The sequence below is a fragment of the Lysinibacillus sp. 10T31 genome, assembly GCF_056394365.1.
Genome location: NZ_JBFTHS010000001.1, coordinates 24,332 through 44,540 on the forward strand (window position 1 = coordinate 24,332; position 20,209 = coordinate 44,540).

Below are 20,209 nucleotides of genomic sequence, written 5' to 3' on the forward strand. Positions count from 1 at the left end.
CGGAAATCAACCACACGTTATGGTGACGAACCATTTTTTCTTCATTTACCACTAAATAGCAAAAAATAAACACAAAAAATTAAAATACCGATATACCCTCTAGTAGTATACCCCAGAGATAATTTAATACACTATGCGACAATCGATACAAAAAATTAAAAATGGAATGAGTCCATTTAGTTACTTCAAGTTCGTTATTAATTTTTAATATCAATACAATTCCATTATTAACATTCTGCAGTTTTTTATACATTGTTTTAGCCTCGTTTATCTACTTTACTGCATTGGCCCAAAGAGATCACCCAGTCTTCTCTCTAATCATTTATATACATAGCATGTGCTTTAACAATTGTCATCCCCTACTTTTAAATTGTTTTGTCTTCCCTCTCCTTGTAATAACAATAACAAGAGAGGTAGAATATACATACTAAAATACGTATGAAAGCAGGGTACTATATGAAAAAGGCAATTTTCTTATTAATGTCAGTTCAATTCCTCGTCTACCTAGGATTTGGAATTATTATACCTGTCTTACCTGAGGTTGTAGTTCAGCAAAATTGGGACAATTTACACGTAGGTGGTCTACTTACAGTGTACTCGCTTGCAAGTTTTTTCACTGCACCATTTTGGGGTATGCTGTCCGATAAGGTAGGTCGTAAGCAACTTATATTAATAGGCCTAGTTGGTTTTAGCTTAAGCTTTATTATTTTCTCTTTATTTATTGATAATTTAGCAATGTTGTACTTCTCACGTGTTGTGGGTGGTTTATTCTCGGGCGCACTATACACAGCTGTGACAGGCTTTGTAGGAGATATGTCGAGTGAAGAGGATCGCAATAAATATATGGGTCTCATGGGCATGTCCATCGGGCTCGGTTTTATTTTCGGTCCTGCAATCGGCGGTATGCTCGGACACTATAGCCTGCAACTGCCATTTATCGCTTCTGCAACACTAATTGCACTATTATTTATTTATGCAAGTTTCGTTTTAAAAGAACCTACAAAACGAAAAGATACAAATAAACGTGCCATTGTGCCAAAGGGTGCGACTAAAATGCTGCAATACCGTGTGCGTTATTTATTTATGTTCTCATTTTTAGTGACTTTTATGCTGGCTGGAGTAGAAGCAACGTTCCAGTTATTCCAAATTGACCGAATTCAAATTACACCATTACAAATTGGTTATTTGTTTATGTTTAGTGGCTTTGTAGATGCAGCTATTCAAGGTGGTGTTGTTAGACGTATTAAAAATGGAAGCGAGACAACTTGGTTAATAGGTGCACAAATCGTCACAGCTATGGGTATGCTTTTATTTACTTTAACAGCTAACTTATTCATGGCAGGTTTTGCCCTTTGTGTTTTCACAGCAGGAAATGCGCTCGCAAGAACATGCGTCGTATCTCTTTCAACTAAAGAATCTGGTGGCCAATACGGGACTGCTGCAGGTCTTTCCTATTCAATGGATAACCTAGGACGCATTCTAGGTCCACTATTCTTCACTTGGCTATTTACAATGCAATCTAGTTTAGGCTATTATACTTCAGCAGCAATAGCCGTCGTTTCAATAAGTTTAATATTTATTTTTAAAGCATCAAATAAATCTTTACGACTTGAATAATTTGTTGATAAAAAGCCGTAACTTAATAGTAATTCGAAGTTTATAGAACACAGCAAGGGATATTGGAGCGGAATATCGGGGGGCTCTGCATGAACAAAATAACAAATCTTTTACTTCCAAAAGAGCTAGAATCGTTTCGTTTTGAAATTGAAAATACACTACTTTCAGCAATGATTATCACGCCGTATAAACGTTCAACTACAGTAATGGAAAGTAAATTTGCTGGGGAACCTTATTTACCTTGTCACCAAACATATCCGAAAGATATTACAGGTGAACCTATGCGGTTATTAGCTCAAATTAACTTTGCAGAAATGCCATCACTAAAGGATTTCCCATCTCAGGGTATTTTGCAATTCTTTATTTCATCTAATATTTTCGTAAATGCTGATCATTATCACGAGGATATTTTCCAGCAATTTTATAAAATACGTTTTTACCCTACCGCAAATTTTGAAGCGACGGTCCCTAGTCAGGAGTTTTTAGCACAAACAGCAGATGATCGGTTCCCTATTCACCAGGAGTTAGCATTACAATTTCAACCGATCCAAGAACCTGTATCTGCTTTTGATTATCGCGCGGTACATTATTTGCCAAACTTAATTCCTTCATCAGAGGATGTTGATTTACGTGAGATTTATTTACAACACTTTTTAGGGGCTGGAGCTAAAATTGGTGGGTATGCCTATTTTTTAGAGGAAGATATCCGTCACGAATCGCAGCTCCTTAAACGATATGATGTATTGCTACTCCAAATAGACTCAAATGATGAAATCGGTATTATGTGGGCAGATAGCGGCGTTGGGAAGTTTTTTATTAACCGAGAAAAGCTTCTTCATAGGGATTTTTCTGATATTTTATTTCAATGGGAGCATTATTAATCAGTAATCTTTATTCGACAAATGTGCTAAGGCAAAATTGTTTTTGGATTACCTCGTTAGTTTTTGAGGTAATCCTTTTCCATGCTTACTAACAAATTTCTTATCTTCTTTCCACATATAAAGTAAGCTATACTAGATATATTGCGAAAATATAGTAAAGGCAGGTGTAGGAATGAGTATTTTTACAGACTTAGGATTTCTAGTATCTTTAATTATGTTTGTCAATATTTTAGCAGCATTGGTCATAATTTTTTTAGAGCGTAAAGATGCCACTTCTACATGGGCATGGATTCTCGTACTATTTTTCATTCCATTAGGTGGGTTTATTTTATACTTGCTATTCGGACGACAATTACGGAGAAAACATTTATTCCGTTGGGAAGGACGCAAGGATATTGGTATCGATAACCTCATTAGCTATCAGACAGAAGCGATCCGAGATGATACGTTCGAGTTTCGTATAGAAAATGCGGAAAATTATAAAGAAATGATTTATATGCATCTTAAAACAAATAATGCTGTATTAACGCAGGACAACCACATTGATATTTTTGATGATGGTGCAAATAAATTTGAGCAACTTCTGAAAGATATTGAGGTAGCAAAAGATCATATTCACATTCAATATTATATTTTCCGTCTAGATGACTTAGGTACACGCATTATTGATAAGCTTATAAAAAAAGCAAAGCAAGGGGTGAAGGTAAGAATCTTATATGATGAAATGGGCTCACGCAACGTTAAAAAGCGCCATTTCAAGGAATTGCTTAATTCAGGCGGTGAAGTCGAAGTATTTTTCCCATCTATTTTCCCACTTATAAATCCTCGTTTAAATTTTAGAAATCACCGAAAAATCGTTGTAATTGATGGCCGTATTGGTTACATCGGTGGCTTTAATGTCGGGGATGAGTACCTTGGTCTGCAAAAGAAGTTTGGCTATTGGAGAGATACACATTTACGTATTGAGGGTAGTGCAGTACATCCTTTACAAACACGCTTTTTACTTGATTGGAATCAAGCTAGCGAGCAAAAGAAAATGGGTTATTCGGACCGTTACTTCCCGGCTATTCCGAAAAAAGGCGATGTAGGCTTACAAATCGTTTCTAGCGGCCCTGACTCTGAATGGGAACAAATTAAAATTGGTTATTTAAAGCTTATCAATATGGCAAAAAAATATATATATATTCAAACCCCATATTTCATACCTGATGTTAGTTTTTTAGATGCTATTAAAATCGCAACGCTTTCAGGCATTGATGTAAGGATCATGATTCCGAATAAGCCTGATCATATGTTTGTTTATTGGGCTACATACTCATACGTAGGACAATTATTGCGTGCAGGAGCAAAAGTTTATATTTATGAGAAGGGCTTTATTCATGCTAAAGCAATTATTATTGACGATGAAGCATCTACAGTCGGAACTGCAAATCTTGACGTACGAAGTTTCAGTTTAAATTTTGAAGTAAATGCCTTTATTTATGACTCAACGATTTCACATCAGCTTGCTGAGCTGTTTGAAAAGGATATTTTTGATTGTACTGAATTAACTTGGGAAATGTACAAAAATCGTTCTACACTGATTAAATTTAAAGAATCTGTTTCACGTTTATTAACACCTATCTTGTAGAATGTAGAAAAGGAAGAGAGCTAGTTCATTAATGATGAACAACTCTCTTCCCTTTTTTTATTTCACACCTAAATATTCTTCTAGCGTAATATTTTGTTTTTTAATATCTTTTGCTATGTCTACACCAACATAACGATAGTGCCATGACTCATACATATAACCTGTAATGTCTTCTTTATTTTGGGGGAATCGTAAAATAAAGCCGTAGTCTTGAGCATGCGTAAATAACCATTGTCCAGCTGGTGTTTCACCGAACTCTTCAGTTAGCCATAAACTATCTTTGCCGCTTTCCCCTATATCAAAGGCCAAACCTGTTTGATGCTCTGAATAACCTGGTCGAGCACTATAGCGATCAGCCGCAGCTTGCCCATCACGTTTAGCGTAGTTATTATATAATGTTGTTTGATAGTCAAAAGATCGATAACCGCTAAATGCAACTAAATCAAAACCTTGTTGTTTTGCTGCTACAAACATTTTGTTTAGAGCTTGACGTGCCTCAGGATTTTCTTCAGGCGCAAAGGTAGATGGTAGCGGATATATTTTATTCGCTAATAAAATACCCTTAATATATGTCGGCTCAGTTGGTAATGTTTGATTTGGTACATAGCCATTTTCATCTGTCTTCTGTTCTGGCTTCACAGGATTATCTGCTGTTTTTTTCGGCTCTTCTTTTGCAGGTGAATCTTTTTTAGTTGGTTCTGAAGCTTGTTGTTCATGTTCATCTGATGCATTACTTACCTGTTTATTTTTATAGTTATAAACTACGAAAATAGATACAATAAGTGCCACTGAAATTAAAGCACCTAGGATGAGTGGTAAACGTTTCTTTTTCACTATTTTTTACCCCTTTTAAAGTTATCCAGTACTACATAGTAAGTATCCTCTTTTAAAGAATTTAGAAAGAACAGTCCTAGTAAGTACCGATACTATTTTGTACTATATTAGTTCACCACCCAAAGTTATGGATACGTTTGTTAAAACGTCTACTATGTGAATAAGTTGATTTTCGTTCCGACTGGCGACTCCTTGGGGATTAGCAATAGAGGAACGAAGGCTAAAACCATCACGTCCTGTGATAACGCCTTCGTGACCAACATCCTGCTGTCGCTGTCGCTGCGCTTTCGCACAAACAAAACCCTCTGCTGCCGCTACGTTGCACTACGCTTTCGCGCAAAAAACATCTGTTGCCCCAAGCGGCTCATCGGACGCCCCCAGGAAGCTCTGCTCTGTGCGAAAGCGAAGCGGCAGCAACAATTGTTTTATCTGTGCGAAAGCGAAGCGGCAGCAACAATTGTTTTATCTGCGCGAAAGCGAAGCGGCAGCGGCAAAGCCCCAGTCGGAACGGAAATTAACCACACGTTTTGGTGATGATCCACTATATTGGTATAGTCTCATTTTAGCACTGTTCACAATTTAGGGTGTAGATTTTCACCAACGATTTTTAAAATTAGTCTGTTAGTCTGTGAGAATAATAATAAACACTACTATAGAAGCAATTGAGAAAAAGATTGCCATGTATTTCATCCATTTTGCCTCTTTTACATACCCTTGCTCTTTAAAACTTTTTGCCCTAAAACTATTCGATACGGCAAACATAATAGTCATTGCCAATACCGCAAAATTAAAATTACCCATGATAGTAAATACGATAGCCGCAATACTAAAAATCGCGACTAGAATAGATGATAACCACTTTATGTTCATCTTGCTGTCCTCCTAAAAAAATCGAGGCTACATAGGCGCCTCGACATAAATTATTTTATGAGTTTACTTTTTCCGGATGCTCCGAATAAAATTTTCGACCGATATATGTTTGAATAATCAACAATGCACCGCTGACTGACCAGTAAAGTGGTAGGGCTGCCATAGATGACATCGAGATAAAGACAATCATAATTGGTGAAATATAAATAAACATTTTCATTTGTGCTTTTTGTTGCTCTGGTACTGTCCATAATGATACACGTGCTTGAACTAAATATACAAGGCCTGCGACAATTGTCATAGCGATATCTGGTGAGCCTAAGCTAAACCATAAAAACTCGTGTGCTTTCACATCTGTAGAATATAAAATGGAGAAATAAAGACCCATGATAATTGGCATTTGAATTAACATTGGTAGACATCCCATGTTGAGTGGATTGATACCATGTTTTTGATATAATGCCATCATTTCTTGTTGATACTGCGTTTGTTCTTCTTTTGTCTTTGCTTCCTTCATCTTTTTCTGAACAGCTTCCATTTCAGGCTTAAACGCATCCATCTTCATTTTCATCTTTTGTTGCGAACGATAATTTTTTAACATAATCGGCATTAAAATTAAACGAATAAGAACCGTAATAGCAATGATTGCTAAACCATAGCTACCTGAAAACATAGTGTTACCGAAAAATTCTAATAAAAATTCCATTGGTTTTACAAAGATACTATAGAAAAAACCTTCTTTGTTTTGCACAGCTTGACAGCCACTAAGAACAAAAACGGCGAGCCCAAGCATTGAGAATAGCTTCAAATTTTTCATTTTTCCACCTACTATTATTTATCAACTAAATTGAAGTATACATTATCGGGTCTATCTTTATCAAATAGCAAGTGCTACTAATTCCATAGTATAAAAAAAGATGCGAGCTTTAGCATCGCTAATACGTCCGCATCTATTTATTAATATATTTATAACCCATTGTGAATATTACCACGTATACTTCTGGCTTTAGACGTTTTGAAACTCTGATTCCGCCATCTCAAAACGATAAAACTCGTGATGTAGTTCATCTCGAAAATGTTTGGGCGTTACTCCAGTATATTTTTTAAAGATGCGGGTAAAATAGCTTTGGTTACAGAAATGGAATTGATCCGAAATAGAAGTAATACTTTTATTAGTATGTCTAAGGTAGTACTGTGACTCTTCTACTCGACGAACATTTAGATATTCAACTAGTGTAATACCAACATGTTCTCTAAAAATACGCGATAAGTGACTAGTACTAATATGGAAGTTATTTGCGATGCTTTCCACTGTTAAGTCATTTTCCAATTCATCATTTATATACATAATTACTTTATTAACTGTCTGATGACGGAAAGTCGGTTGCTTGCGATCTGCAATAAAATAGACAAAGAAATCAATTAAATCATCAGCGAATTGTAAAAATTCTGCGTCTTTCATCTGATTTTCGATCATATCATTACAAGCAATGTTAAACGCAAATGCTTTCTTCGAAGGAACTTGATTGTCTAGCAATTTACGAGCAACAATTGACGACAAAACAGAAAAATAACTTCGAACAATTTTAATGACTTGTTTGCCAAAACGTATTGAAAGAATATCAATTAATTCATGCAAAGATTTCTTAGCCTTTGCAGATTCTAAATGGTAAATTTCAAATATTAATTTCGACTCAATATTAAAAAATTCTTCTATACCGATGTATTGGTTAATGCTATCGATTTCTTGAAAGTATCTTTTGGATATCGTTTCTGACATAGAATGTTGATGTAGTTGCATAATCTTCCCCATCTTTCCTCAGATTGCACGAATTGCTTTTACAAATTTTTACATCTATCTATTTCATATAAGAAAATAGTATTTCCTTAATAATTGTATGAATTGAGTCTTATTTCACAATTATATAATTGAATATAACTTAAAAATAACCCAACTAAACCACCAGTTACAAAAAAAAAATAGACTATACAGTGAATTTTACCATATTCTGCGATTTCCTTTCAACCACATTTTGTCTTCATCACTAGTTCTAATTTATCATATATACATAGTAGAAACCTCGTAAACTTATTTATCTGTATTTAGATTTTACCATATACATATCAAAATAAATTAGTAATTATTTAAAATTTGTTACAAATTATGTAATGTGTTTTACAACTTTATATTTCATCAATCGACATTTCTCTTTTTTATTCCGAAATCTTCTCTATATAATTTATACGAATATGTAGTAAAATAGATGATAATACTATTTTTAAAAGTTTAGACGAGGTGTTAATAGTGGAACCAAAACAAATAGAAGAAATTATGGAAATTATTAAGGAATTCTTCCCTGAGAATACTTCCATTGCAATTTCCGATACAAACGAATACTTGTACTACCAACCGAGCAAAAAAGTTGATTTAAAAATCAAACCTGGTGACCCAATTAAAGAAGGGTCTGCAGCTCATAAAGCGTTAAACTACGGACAAAAGATTAGCTCTTATATTGAGCCTGATGTATTTGGAGTAGCATATTACGGCATGAGCATTCCTTTAATGGAGGAAGGTGAAACTAAGGGTGCTATCACTGCTATCTTCCCACAAAAGCCGTCAGCATTTTTAACGAACTACATTACAATCAAAATTGATGATTGTTGGTACCCAATCAAACATGATCAGGTCATTTATCTTGAAACACAGCTCCGAAAAACATTTGTTAAAACAATGAGTCGTGAAGGATATCACCGCTTAAATCTAAGTGATCTTGAGCTATTTTTAGCGCCTGACTCATTTATACGTTGTCACCGCTCTTATATCGTTAACATTGACTACATTGATGAAATTCAACCAGATTCACATTCAACGTTTTTATTAATCATGAAAGACGGTACTCGTATTCCTGTTAGCCAACGCTACGCAAGTTACTTCCGTCGTTCTTTAGGTTTCTAATTTTGATAAGTACAGCGAGCATTTTTTAATGTTCGCTGTACTTTTTTATTTTCTGCTCATCACCAACAGTTTGGGATGGCATTGGTTAAAGCTCTGTGCACCAAGAAAGCCCACGAACGGAAATCAACCCCTCATTATATCGTTTAATCTCTTATTTTTAGAAAATTTCCTCTGTAGCTCTACATTAAAACGTTTTCTCTGTCGAAAATTCGGTTTTATGCTCATTTTTCCTCTTTTTACTCAATTTAATGCTATTTCTAAAGTTTTTGTGACAATTTGGTGATAGTATTATTCAAATGGTTGGAGTCATACTACAACTGAATAAACAGAAAATTCTTACACGTTTTTTCTAGTTTTGTAATCGGTTTCCATCAAACTTTTTAGGGGAGGATTTTTTTATGGATGCAAATATTCAAAAACGCCTAGGCTTAAAAGAACTTGAAAGCAAAGTTGTTACTGCTGAAGAAGCTGCAGCACTGATCTCTGACGGTGATGTAGTTGGTATGAGTGGATTCACTCGTGCGGGGGATGCGAAAGTTGTTCCTATGGCTTTAGTAGAGCGCGCTAAAAACGAAAAATTCAAAATTGATGTATATACAGGAGCTTCTTTAGGACCTGAAGTTGATAAATACTTAGCTGATGCTGGTGTTATCCGCAAACGTGGACCATTCCAAGGAGATGCAACGATCCGTAATTTAATTAACTCTGGTGATGTCCTATATGTAGACGCGCATCTTTCACATAACGCTGAATTAGTTCGTCAAGGAATTATTGGACCAATTAAATATTTAATTCTTGAAGCTGTTGCTATTACAGAAGATGGACTTATTATCCCAACAAACTCTGTAGGTAACTCACCAATCTTCGCTGATTACGCTGAAAATATTATTGTCGAATTAAATATCTCTCATCCAGAAGCTTTAATAGGTATCCACGATATCTATGTACCAGGTGAGCAAGGTCAACGTGAAGCAATCCCAATGACTGATGCTATGCAACGCATTGGTGACATCGGTATTAAAGTAGATCCAGCTAAAATTAAAGCGATTGTTATTTCTGAAGAGCCAGATGCTCCTTCATTAATCGTTCCGCCAGATGAAGAAACACAAACAATGGCGAACATTTTATTAGACTTCTTCAGCGATGAAATTAAAGCTGGTCGCTTAACAAAACAATTAATGCCATTACAATCTGGTGTAGGTTCTGTTGCAAACGCTGTACTTGACGGCTTCGCAAATTCAGAATTCGAAGATTTAGTTGTTGCTTCTGAAGTACTTCAAGATGCTGTATTCAACTTAATTGATGCTGGTAAAGTTAAATTTGCAGCAGCTACTTCAATTACACTGACTGAAGAATTACAGAAAAAAGTATATGGCAACCTAGAGAAATACGCTGATAAAATTTGCTTACGTCCACAAGAAATTTCTAACCACCCAGAGCTTATCCGTCGTTTGGGTCTAATCTCAATCAACACTGCTCTTGAATTAGATATCTATGGCAACGTAAACTCAACACACGTATCTGGTACTCGTATGATGAACGGTATCGGTGGTTCAGGTGACTTTGCACGTAACGCACGTCTAGGTATTTTCGTTACTAAATCATACGCAAAAGGCGGCGCTATCTCTTCAATCGTGCCAATGGTTTCTCACGTAGACCACACTGAACATGATGTTGATGTAATCGTAACTGAGCAAGGTATTGCTGACTTACGTGGTCTTGCACCACAAGAGCGTGTACCTTTAATTATCGAAAACTGTGCACACCCAGATTACAAAGAACAACTTTGGGATTACTATAACCGCGCTCTAGAAGCAACTGGCGGCCATCAAACACCTCATATTTTAGAGGAAGCACTTTCTTGGCACGTAAATCTTGCTAAAAACAAAACAATGAAAAAAGAAGTTGCTAAAGCTTAATTTTCATATTTCAGGAACGCTTCATAAGTTGAAAAACTTATGAGACGTTCTTTTTTTGTTGAAAATGGTATAATAATAGTGATATTCATTCTCACTTACAATTTTCCATCGGAGGAACTATGAAGAAACTTATTTATTTGATTATATTCTTTTCATTTTTCGACTTATTTACCCAGCTTCCTGTCATGAGTACATATGCTGAATCCTTAGGGGCATCAGCCTTCATTACTGGCCTGGCTGTAGGTATGTATTCTCTTTCCAATACATTTGGTAATATTATCTCTGGTTTTTTAACGGATCGTAAAGGACCATTCGTTATTTTAATCCTAGGTCTTCTAACAACAGGTCTTTCACTTACACTTTATAATTTAGTAGAAGATCCTATTATTCTATTAGCAGTCCGCTTTGTACATGGATTAGTTGCGGGCTTAATTGTTCCTGCTGCATTCACATTTTTAGCAAATGCAACTGAACAAGAGAAGAGAGGTAAGGGTAGTGCTATCTCTGGAGCTTTTGTTGGCATTGCCGCAATAATCGGCCCCGCATTTAGTGGCATTTTAGCGAGTCGTACTAGCGTACCATTCGTTTTTAATATAACAGCAAGCTTTATGCTCTTGTTGAGTGTACTTGCCTTCTTTTTACTAAAATCAAATCAAGTAAAAAAAGAAAAATCTGCGCCAATTACAAACATCCCTATTCATGTACTTTTTACTAATACAGATACATTAAAAGCATTCTCTAGTGCATTCTTTTTAATGTTTTCTCAAGGGGTTATTGCCTATCTCCTTCCTCTAAAAGTACAATCTTTAGGCTTTGATTCACGCTTAAGTGGCACTTTGATGAGTACATTCGGAATTATTGCTGTACTCGTATTTATTTTGCCGACTAACCGTATTTTCGATAGGGTGGCACCAATTAAAACATTATCACTTGGTATAAGTTTAATGGGGATAAGTCAATTATTAATTAGTCAGGCGGATTCAAGTACGTTACTTTATATTGCAATGGCCTGCTATGGTATCGGGTTTGGCTTCTTGTTCCCATCAGTCAATTCACTTTTAATCGACTCTACGACTGCTGAAATCCGCGGAAAAGCCTATGGTTATTTTTATGCCTTCTTCTCACTAGGAGTTGTCCTAGGTTCCTCATTACTCGGATGGCTCTCACTAGGTATTGTCAGTGGCTTTATATTTACTGGAATTGTATTATTAGTATTTGCATCGATCATAATATGTACACAAAAAAGACCTTCTCACGTTAAATGAGAAGGTTTTGTTATTATTTATCTTGTTCCTGAATTGCTCCATTGTAGTAATGGATACCTGTATGTCCCCCACCTTCAGCAACCATTTCGTTTGAAGCTATTTTTGTTGGAGACGTTCCAGCTTCTGTCGCTACTTCAGTCGATATACGCTCTGATACGTCTTTGTGCATCTCCATATTCGTTGTATTCAAATAAGATGCTAATTTAGATTTTGTACTATTGAGCATACTAAATGCTTTATCACGATTTTCTTTTTTACTTAAATAAGATGCTGCTAAAGCTAACCCTGCAATTACAACACCTGTTCTTTTTCCTTTTGCCATTATAAATCCCTCCCAAAAATATAGAAACTGGCTCTATATTATATCTTTTCCTTATTATTTGAGGACTAAACATAATTTTTATATACGTTTAAGCATATATATAAAGAGAGAATGTATCTATAACCATTTTCCTCCATCATATAAACAAAATTCATAGTAAGTCTGGATTTTCCCAGACATAGATAATCATCCTCCTACTAAATTTTATTGCAGGTATCTATTTCTTACTTATCTCCAAAAATAGGAATGACATTTAAGTGCCCCATCGAAACTGAAATCAACCTCACGTTAGGGTCATAAGCATTTTTCGTAAATATTTATGATTACAAAGGACAATCAAAGGGAATTAATGTATTAATACTAGAAATTGGAGAGTGATTTTCATGAAGGATTTGGATTCAGTATATGATTGGGTAGACATGGCTTCTTTAGTAGGTGGAGCAGGCCTCTTAACACTACTAATTTATAGTATTTTACTGTAAGGAGCAGCATGGATGATTTGCAAAAACCAATTATGACTCAGCAACAACAGATGTTTTTTATATTGCCACAGTACGTAGCGTTCTTAGACTGAGTTCCTCTATTTAACCGGATGTTTTACTAAAACATTTGTAGCTGACGTTTCACTTTCGCTACAAAAACTCCTCTGAAAGAAGTTAAAAGGCAATCCGCTTTATCTAACAAGCAGATTGCCTTATTTTTTATCCCGCATTAACGGGCAGTAAGTTTCACCATAAAATTTTGCAAAATTAAAGAAATGAAATAAGATGAGATTAAAACTGCCCGTAAAATCCCGATTGGTGAAGACTAATAATCAGTGAGGATAAAAAAAATCCCCACTGATTAAAGTTTCACTTTATTGTTTTACATCATTATAATCATTAGATTTTTCAAATGCTGCAACTACATACGAGCAAACAGCTTCCATTTTAAAACCTTTCTCACGTGCATAAGCTGCAGCATGATCCAACAATTTTTTAGCCACACCTTGGCCACGGAGCTTATCTGATACATATGTGTGATCCATTACCATTACCATTACTTGACCCTGTTGTTGCCATGTAATTTCCGCTAATCTTTCCCCTTCTTGCTCATAGACAAAAGCAAGCTTATTTGCTGCTAGCTGTTGTAATTGAAATTCCATTTCTCACCACTCCTTTTTTTCATAGTAACACAGCCTTTTTAATGTAGCACTTAAAAAAGTCCATCCCTTGAAAAATAAAAGAATCTGCTACCTTCCTCTAGCAATCAAGAGAAAGTGTTGCAGATTCTTTTCTGAATTAATTAAACCATGACGCAATTGTATCCTTTAAATTTGCAAAGAAATTTTTCACACTTTCCCAGAATCCTTTATCTTCCATTAGTGATCCGAATTTATCTTTAATCGTACTGCTAATATCATCTAATTGTTTAGACCATTTACCAAAATCAATGTCTAGTTTACTAATTTTATTCATTAAATCAACTAGCAATTGACGGTCCTTGTCACTTAAATTAATTTCAAGCTTGTTTAATTGCTCTTGCACAATCTTTTCAACTTCTTCTTTAGTTGCTGGCTTCGATTCTGCAATTTGTTTTTTGATTTCTGTTAGTAATTCTGCAACCTTAGCATCGTCCACGCCTGCCGATTGCGTAAGAGTAGTTGCTACTGATAGTTCATCATTTGCAACATCTGTACGATCAGTATCTAGCTTTTCACCTGTTGTTACTTCATAAGCTTTATATATTCCCACAAGCGCTGAATGGCCTGTTACTGCCTTAGGCGCAGCCACCTGTACTGTTGCATCTTCAATACCTGCAGTTAGCATAGCATTTGCATACATTTCAGAAGTAACCTGTGTAATATTTGACGGTGTAACAATTTCAATAACTAAGCCTTCTCCTGCATTCTTGCGCGTAATTTTGGCTGAAGAATACATACGAGAGCTTGAATTACTATCTTTAATATATTTAGCTAAGTCTTGACCTGAAACTGTTATTTCTTCAACTTCAGGCTCTTCTTTAACTTTTAATGACTCTTTAACAGATTCTTTTTCAGCCTCAGATAAGTTTGCACCATATACAACGATTGGTACTCCTAATTTTTCATCAATTGCTTTAGGTGGCGTATTATCAGCTGCAAAACCTGTTGCTGGTGCCATCACGCCAAATACTAACATAGTAGCAGTTAGTATTTTTATCCACGTTTTTTTCAAATTGTGTGACCCCTTTCGTTTGAAGACTCATTTGGCCTGAATAATGTATTGTCACTCCATTATGCCAGGGCATAATAGCGTCCGGATTCGGCTTTGTACTTAGGCCTGCATGTGGGCCGATACGATGTCGGTAATTTCGATAATACACAGAACGTGGTGTTTTTACCGATTTGCAGGTCAGTTAGCCGTATCACATGGATGCGATGATATTAGGCTAACATCCTTTAATAGCGCCTTTCCGAATCTGTGACATTCGCCGGAGGCTTTATCTTCTTTCAGCGGATGTTTGGCCACACGCTAAAAGAAGTTAAGCAATAATTAGTACGAAAAAAAGACGAGAAGGTTTCAAAGTAGCTCTCGTCATTTTCTTTAATTTTATTTAGTAGTCGTACTTATGCCTCGGTATAATTGCGTCCGGAGACACTCAGTAGTGTTGTTGCTGTCGCTTCGCTTTCGCACAGATAAAACCGTGTTGTTGCTGTCGCTTCGCTTTCGCACAGATAAAACCGTGTTGTTGCTGTCGCTTCGCTTTCGCACAGATAAAACCGTGTTGTTGCTGTCGCTTTCGGTACAAAAGACATTTGCTGAAAGAAGTTAGATTTCCTCTGTCCAACCGTCCTGCTGTTTCACCTTACCAGCTTTCATAAGCGTACCTAACGCTCGTTTAAATGCACCTTTACTCATTTTAAACATTTCTTGAACTTCATCAGGTGAGGATTTATCGCCAAATGGCATTTTGCCCCCTACATCATGTAGATAATTTAAAATTCTTTGTGCATCATCTGAAAGACGCTCATGCTTACGTGGTAAAAGTGAACCATTCATTGAACCATCATCTTTTACATCAATAATACGAACATCTACGTCTTGTCCAAGACGAGGTTCTTCATTACGCTCTGACTCATGAACAAAAATACGGTACGGAGTCTCTACTCCTAGTAAAAATGAGCCAACTGGTAATAAACGATATGGACGTGCCTTAATGTTTTTATTGTGCATTTCTTCAAATGCACCTTCATACAATTCCGAAATTTTTTCTTCAGTTGCTAAACGTCCAAATAAATCACCGTTGCGATCTGTGCGTAAAGTCATAAATAAATGGTCGCCTGGTGCTGGCCAAAGCTCTTTTATTGCAGGTAAATCTTCAGCATTTACTAGCACCTCACGTGACGTACCGATATCTACAAAAGCCCCTTCACGCTCAACTACTTTTAGAACACGAGCCCAACCATATTCCCCTTGTACGAAAGATGGTATAGCTGTTGTTGCTGCTAAATCGCCACGACGATCCGCAAATAAAAATACTTCAAGGCGGTCACCTACTGCAAGTGGCTCTGTTACCTCTGAAGCATTTAAGGGTAGTTCGTCAACTCCATTTGTTAATATCCATTTCGATGCTTGTTGCTCTAATACAGTTAACGTAACAACTTCACCTGATTTTAATTCGTTCATATTGTCTTCCTTTCCCTCTTACCATCATTTTGGCAAAAAACTTATCCGCCGGAGGCTATAACTTCTGCAGCTGACACTTCGCTTCCGCTACTAAAACATCTGTACCTGTCGCTTCACTTTCGGTACAAAAGACATCTGTACCTGTCGCTTCACTTTCGGTACAAAAGCCATCTGCTGAAAGAAATTAAAAGTTATGATGTGTTTTCGATGCCTCTAGTTTTTTTGCGATGTCCGGATTTTCTTCCATTACCTGCACAAGATCCGCAATTCGATCGATTGAATTCCAACTTAAATGATGTTCAATTCCTTCTACATCATCGTAAATTCGCTCTTCATCTACACCAATGATTCGCAAAAATTGCTCTAGAAGTTCATGGCGCTGTACAAGACGTTTTCCAAGCTTTTCTCCTTTAGGCGTCAATGTAAGACCACGGTATTTTTCATAAACTAAATAACCATCTTTATCTAATTTTTGAACCATTTTTGTAACAGAAGAAGGAAGAACAGATAATGCTTCAGCAATGTCAGACACACGAGCATACCCTTTATTAGTGATTAATAAATATATTTGTTCGATATGGTCCTCCATACTAGGTGTTGGCATATCCTATTCCCTCTCTTTCCTTTTCTTACTCTCTAGTTTACTACAAGCTTGCCTTAAAAGTTAACTGAAAATACATTTGCCAGAAAAACAATACATGCGCAACATAAAAAGAACCAACTTCATTTGTTGGCTCCCTTGTAGTTGAAAAATTTGTGTCAATGAAATTAAGATATCATTTTAAATAAAGTATTGTCTTTGGCAAAGCGAGGGGTTGATTTCCGTTCCGACTGGGCGCTTTCCTGGGGGCGTCCGATGAGCCGCTTCACTAGCGTTGCTCGCTCCAGGGTCTCGGGCCAACAGATGTTTTTTGCGCGAAAGCGAAGCTTCAGCGGCAAATGTTTTATCTGTGCGAAAGCGAAGCGGCAGCAACAAATGTTTTATCTGTGCGAAAGCGAAGCGGCAGCAACAAATGTTTTATCTGTGCGAAAGCGAAGCGTCAGCAACAAATGTTTTATCTGTGCGAAAGCGAAGCGTCAGCAACAAAGCGAGTAGCCTGGAACGGAAATCACCCTCATATAATGCATCACATCATTCACTAAGATTTCCTTGACCATTTTGTTTTTCAAAAATATGAAGAGCCGACTTCATATAGAAGTTGGCTCTTCCTTATGTCGAGGATTCTTATTTACCACATGTAATGCATGAATAATCTCTTTATTGATTCGTTCGATATTTTCAGGAGTATTCATCATTCTAAATGCTTCATCTCGGGTTTCCATAGATGTAACATACTTGCTAGGCAATGCATTTAGTATAAGTGCCACTGCGTCAAGTTCACAGATTTCACATTTACAAAATGTTTGATATTCCGGTCCTCGTAGTAGAAAACTTACTAAACCACGCACAATTTCCTCTGTAACATTTACTAAAATAGGATCTGACATATTCAAACCTTCGCCTCATTTATATTTAATTGTTACATTATTCCTGAAACCATAATAACGTTAACAAAGCATTTTTTCAAGAATCGCTAGTAGCAACTATATCAACACATATCACTAGCTCCTTAGAATGATTAAATTTCCTACACACTTCCTCCATATTATTTCTTATTCACCATTTCTTAGTTTTGATTAATCGTAATGAGTTAAACACAACTAATAACGTAGCACCCATATCTGCAAAGATGGCAATCCATAATGTTAGCCATCCCGGGATAACGAGTAACAAGGCAACTAATTTTAGGGCTAAGGCAAAAATAATGTTCTCTTTAATGATGCGTAATGTTTTCCTACTTAAGCCGATCGTATAAGGAAGCTTCGTTAAATCATCACCCATTAATGCGATATCCGCAGTTTCTAGTGCTGCATCAGTGCCAGCACCTCCCATTGCAATACCAACATTAGCTGAGGCAAGTGCAGGTGCATCATTGACACCATCTCCTACCATCGCTACTGCACCAAACTGTGCACGTAAATCTTTAATGGCCATTAATTTTTCTGCTGGTAATAAACTTGCTCTCACATCTGTCATATTTAAAGAAGTTGCAATTGCCTGTGCTGTTGGCTCTGCATCACCTGTTAGCATAACTTTATGCTTCACTTTTAAATCATTTAATTTATTCAAGACATCTTTACTTTCTTGACGTAATTGATCAGCAATACCAAGCATCCCTATAAACTGATCATTACTAACAGCTGCTACAACTGTTTTACCCTGTTGTTGAAGTTTTTTAACCTGTTCTTTTATCATTTCATCAACAGTCACTAATGTAGCAATCCATTTTAAGCTCCCTACATAGATTATTTGACCGTCTACCGTTGCATAGGCTCCCTTGCCTGTTACGGATTGAAAGTCTGTCGGTATAAGCTCTGTTAAATTTTTTTCATGCAATGACTGTAAAATAGCTTTAGCTAATGGATGCTGTGATTGCTTTTCAACAGCCGCTACTAGCTGTAAAACATAATCCTCAGACATCTCATGCGATGTAAAAATATCCGTTACAGCAGGTTGACCTTTTGTAAGTGTTCCTGTCTTATCAAATGCTATTGCTTCAATATGACCAAGCTGCTCTAAATGAATTCCGCCTTTAATAAGAACACCTTGTCTAGCAGCATTCCCAATTGCCGTAACAATAGCGACTGGTGTAGAAACGACTAACGCACATGGACAGCCTACAACAAGTACAGCTAATCCTTGGTAAATCCAATGTTGCCAATCACCTATAAATAAAGGAGGGATAACCGCTACAAGTAAAGCAATAATCATAATTGCAGGCGTGTAGTATTTCGCAAAGCGATCAACGAACTGTTGCGAAGGTGCTTTTTCTGCCTGTGCTTCTTCAACAAGATGAATGATTTTTGCAATTGTTGTGTCCTCTACTCGCTTTGTCACGCGAACCTCTAGGGCACCTTCTTCATTCAGAGTTCCTGCAAATACTTCGTCGTCGACTGTCTTACCGACCGGAATAGATTCACCTGTAATCGCTGCCTGATTCACTGCCGACAATCCATTAACTACAATTCCGTCCATAGCAATCTTCTGACCAGGTTTAACGATTAAAATGTCGCCAATTTCAATCTCCTCTGTCGGCAGCTCCATTTCATGAAAATGCTCGCCATGCGCTCGCTTTATCGTCGCTGTCGGTGGAGCTATATCCATGAGCTGACGAATTGATTGACGCGCCTTATCCATTGAATACGCTTCAAGTGCTTCACTTACAGCGAATAAAAAGACAACAACGGCCGCTTCTTCCCATTCTCCAATAATGGCTGCACCGATTACTGCAATGGTCATTAGCGTCTTCATATCAAATTCAAAGCGTGCTAGATTGCGGAAACCTGTTTTAAAAATACCAATTCCCCCAACTAGAATCGCGATAATAAACATTCCAATAGTTAGTGGCTCTGATTCACTACGCATTGCCCCAAACATATATCCAAGTACTATGAATAGCAAGGAGATTCCAGCTAATATATTTTCTGTTTTCCGATAAAAAGGTATTGATTTTTCAATTGTTCTTGCTGTTGATTGTGATACTTTTATGCCATCGAAGGCACCTGCTTCTTCAAGCTGATCAACGTCAATATTACCAATAACCATTATTTTAGAAGCACCAAAATTCACTTGTGCATCCTGGACCTCTGGAATAGCCTTCACGTTTTTTTCGAATTTTGCTGCACAGCTGGCACAGGATAAGTTTTGTAGCCTGTATTCTTGTTTAGTTGGTGTCGCTACCATTTGCAATCCCCTCTTTCACATGTTCGTAGGCAATCGTTACAATTTGATACACATGCTCATCAGCTAAAGAGTAGTACATTTGCTTTCCTTTACGATATGATTTCGCTAAATTATTATCTTTCAAATAACGTAAATGATGCGATGCTGTTGCTACTGAAGATCCGATAATGGAAGCGACATCGCAAACACATAATTCATCTTTGACCGTTAAGGCATACGCAATTTTAAGTCTTCTTTCATCAGATAATGCCTTTAAAAATTTTGCTACTCCTGATAGATCTGGCATTTGCTGTTGTACCTTAATGACAGCTTCTTCATGAACAAGTGTTATCTCACATACTTCTTTTGGCATTTCCTCACCTCATTCAAATATTCGTTTGATTGTGTTCACTATAACATAATATTCCATCATATTCAAACGGATATTTGAATGTAAATGATTTATATCACAGATATAAAAATGTCTTTATTTAAATTGTTAACT

Annotated in this window: 21 protein-coding genes; 8 read left to right on the top strand and 13 right to left on the bottom strand. The window is 36.5% G+C overall.

The genetic code is table 11. The features are described from left to right. The first annotated feature begins 456 nt into the window (after nt 1-456). The 3 genes from AC1DCY_RS00150 (at nt 457) to cls (ending at nt 4,128) form a co-directional block, all read left to right on the top strand. Complete coding sequence (locus AC1DCY_RS00150) at nt 457-1,617, top strand: MFS transporter (protein ID WP_477346349.1); 1,161 nt, start codon at nt 457-459, stop codon at nt 1,615-1,617. 89 nt (nt 1,618-1,706) lie between these two features. Beyond that, the gene (locus AC1DCY_RS00155) at nt 1,707-2,498 is read left to right on the top strand and encodes a YwqG family protein (RefSeq protein WP_477346351.1); all 792 of its coding nucleotides are present in this window, start codon (nt 1,707-1,709) and stop codon (nt 2,496-2,498) included. A 172-nt stretch (nt 2,499-2,670) separates the two neighbouring features. Continuing rightward, nucleotides 2,671-4,128: a cardiolipin synthase gene (gene cls / locus AC1DCY_RS00160; RefSeq protein ID WP_477346353.1), complete on the top strand. Its 1,458-nt coding sequence runs from the start codon at nt 2,671-2,673 to the stop codon at nt 4,126-4,128. 57 nt (nt 4,129-4,185) lie between these two features. On the opposite strand, the gene AC1DCY_RS00165 is transcribed toward cls, so the two are convergent. Then, nucleotides 4,186-4,962, bottom strand: a complete 777-nt coding sequence (locus AC1DCY_RS00165; RefSeq protein WP_477346355.1) for a M15 family metallopeptidase — start codon at nt 4,960-4,962, stop codon at nt 4,186-4,188. A 192-nt stretch (nt 4,963-5,154) separates the two neighbouring features. Here AC1DCY_RS00165 and AC1DCY_RS00170 point away from each other — a divergent pair, with 192 nt between their 5' ends. Then, the gene (locus AC1DCY_RS00170) at nt 5,155-5,496 is read left to right on the top strand and encodes a hypothetical protein (RefSeq protein ID WP_477346357.1); all 342 of its coding nucleotides are present in this window, start codon (nt 5,155-5,157) and stop codon (nt 5,494-5,496) included. Between the two features lie 87 nt (nt 5,497-5,583). Here AC1DCY_RS00170 and AC1DCY_RS00175 read toward each other — a convergent pair whose 3' ends face one another. From AC1DCY_RS00175 to AC1DCY_RS00185, 3 genes are all read right to left on the bottom strand, one after another. Beyond that, on the bottom strand, nt 5,584-5,832 hold the full coding sequence (locus AC1DCY_RS00175) for a hypothetical protein (RefSeq protein ID WP_477346359.1): 249 nt from the start codon (nt 5,830-5,832) through the stop codon (nt 5,584-5,586). A 55-nt stretch (nt 5,833-5,887) separates the two neighbouring features. Continuing rightward, the gene (yidC, locus tag AC1DCY_RS00180; protein WP_477346360.1) at nt 5,888-6,649 is read right to left on the bottom strand and encodes a membrane protein insertase YidC; all 762 of its coding nucleotides are present in this window, start codon (nt 6,647-6,649) and stop codon (nt 5,888-5,890) included. Between the two features lie 189 nt (nt 6,650-6,838). Further along, a complete protein-coding gene (locus AC1DCY_RS00185) occupies nt 6,839-7,633 on the bottom strand; it encodes a helix-turn-helix transcriptional regulator (RefSeq protein ID WP_477346362.1) in 795 nt (264 codons plus the stop codon). Nucleotides 7,634-8,137: 504 nt separating this feature from the next. Here AC1DCY_RS00185 and AC1DCY_RS00190 point away from each other — a divergent pair. From AC1DCY_RS00190 to AC1DCY_RS00200, 3 genes are all read left to right on the top strand, one after another. Continuing rightward, complete coding sequence (locus AC1DCY_RS00190; protein ID WP_132361594.1) at nt 8,138-8,788, top strand: LytTR family DNA-binding domain-containing protein; 651 nt, start codon at nt 8,138-8,140, stop codon at nt 8,786-8,788. A gap of 398 nt (nt 8,789-9,186) precedes the next feature. Next, the gene (locus AC1DCY_RS00195) at nt 9,187-10,707 is read left to right on the top strand and encodes a succinate CoA transferase (RefSeq protein ID WP_477346364.1); all 1,521 of its coding nucleotides are present in this window, start codon (nt 9,187-9,189) and stop codon (nt 10,705-10,707) included. Between the two features lie 119 nt (nt 10,708-10,826). Beyond that, nucleotides 10,827-11,972, top strand: coding sequence for an MFS transporter (locus AC1DCY_RS00200; protein WP_477346366.1), 1,146 nt, complete (start codon nt 10,827-10,829; stop codon nt 11,970-11,972). Between the two features lie 13 nt (nt 11,973-11,985). Here AC1DCY_RS00200 and AC1DCY_RS00205 read toward each other — a convergent pair whose 3' ends face one another. The 6 genes from AC1DCY_RS00205 to mntR form a co-directional block, all read right to left on the bottom strand. Further along, the gene (locus AC1DCY_RS00205; protein WP_477346368.1) at nt 11,986-12,294 is read right to left on the bottom strand and encodes a hypothetical protein; all 309 of its coding nucleotides are present in this window, start codon (nt 12,292-12,294) and stop codon (nt 11,986-11,988) included. 856 nt (nt 12,295-13,150) lie between these two features. Continuing rightward, on the bottom strand, nt 13,151-13,438 hold the full coding sequence (locus AC1DCY_RS00210; protein WP_477346370.1) for a GNAT family N-acetyltransferase: 288 nt from the start codon (nt 13,436-13,438) through the stop codon (nt 13,151-13,153). Nucleotides 13,439-13,574: 136 nt separating this feature from the next. Next, nucleotides 13,575-14,489: a DUF1002 domain-containing protein gene (locus AC1DCY_RS00215; RefSeq protein WP_477346372.1), complete on the bottom strand. Its 915-nt coding sequence runs from the start codon at nt 14,487-14,489 to the stop codon at nt 13,575-13,577. Between the two features lie 424 nt (nt 14,490-14,913). Beyond that, nucleotides 14,914-15,102, bottom strand: coding sequence for a hypothetical protein (locus AC1DCY_RS00220; protein ID WP_477346374.1), 189 nt, complete (start codon nt 15,100-15,102; stop codon nt 14,914-14,916). After that, the gene (locus tag AC1DCY_RS00225) at nt 15,084-15,941 is read right to left on the bottom strand and encodes a CvfB family protein (RefSeq protein ID WP_477346376.1); all 858 of its coding nucleotides are present in this window, start codon (nt 15,939-15,941) and stop codon (nt 15,084-15,086) included. The genes AC1DCY_RS00220 and AC1DCY_RS00225 overlap by 19 nt, the downstream gene beginning before the upstream one ends. Before the next feature lie 184 nt (nt 15,942-16,125). Then, a complete protein-coding gene (gene mntR, locus AC1DCY_RS00230; protein WP_477346378.1) occupies nt 16,126-16,545 on the bottom strand; it encodes a transcriptional regulator MntR in 420 nt (139 codons plus the stop codon). Between the two features lie 252 nt (nt 16,546-16,797). Between mntR and AC1DCY_RS00235 the strand changes: the two genes are divergently transcribed. After that, nucleotides 16,798-17,037 carry a hypothetical protein gene (locus tag AC1DCY_RS00235; RefSeq protein ID WP_477346380.1) on the top strand — a complete coding sequence of 80 codons (240 nt, stop codon included), beginning with the start codon at nt 16,798-16,800 and terminating at the stop codon, nt 17,035-17,037. A 92-nt stretch (nt 17,038-17,129) separates the two neighbouring features. Here the strand turns inward: AC1DCY_RS00235 and AC1DCY_RS00240 are convergent, their stop codons facing one another. The 3 genes from AC1DCY_RS00240 to AC1DCY_RS00250 form a co-directional block, all read right to left on the bottom strand. Further along, nucleotides 17,130-17,429: a late competence development ComFB family protein gene (locus AC1DCY_RS00240; protein ID WP_477346717.1), complete on the bottom strand. Its 300-nt coding sequence runs from the start codon at nt 17,427-17,429 to the stop codon at nt 17,130-17,132. 169 nt (nt 17,430-17,598) lie between these two features. After that, the gene (locus tag AC1DCY_RS00245) at nt 17,599-19,725 is read right to left on the bottom strand and encodes a heavy metal translocating P-type ATPase (RefSeq protein WP_477346382.1); all 2,127 of its coding nucleotides are present in this window, start codon (nt 19,723-19,725) and stop codon (nt 17,599-17,601) included. Continuing rightward, nucleotides 19,706-20,077, bottom strand: a complete 372-nt coding sequence (locus AC1DCY_RS00250) for an ArsR/SmtB family transcription factor (RefSeq protein ID WP_477346384.1) — start codon at nt 20,075-20,077, stop codon at nt 19,706-19,708. The genes AC1DCY_RS00245 and AC1DCY_RS00250 overlap by 20 nt, the downstream gene beginning before the upstream one ends. Nucleotides 20,078-20,209 lie beyond the last annotated feature (132 nt).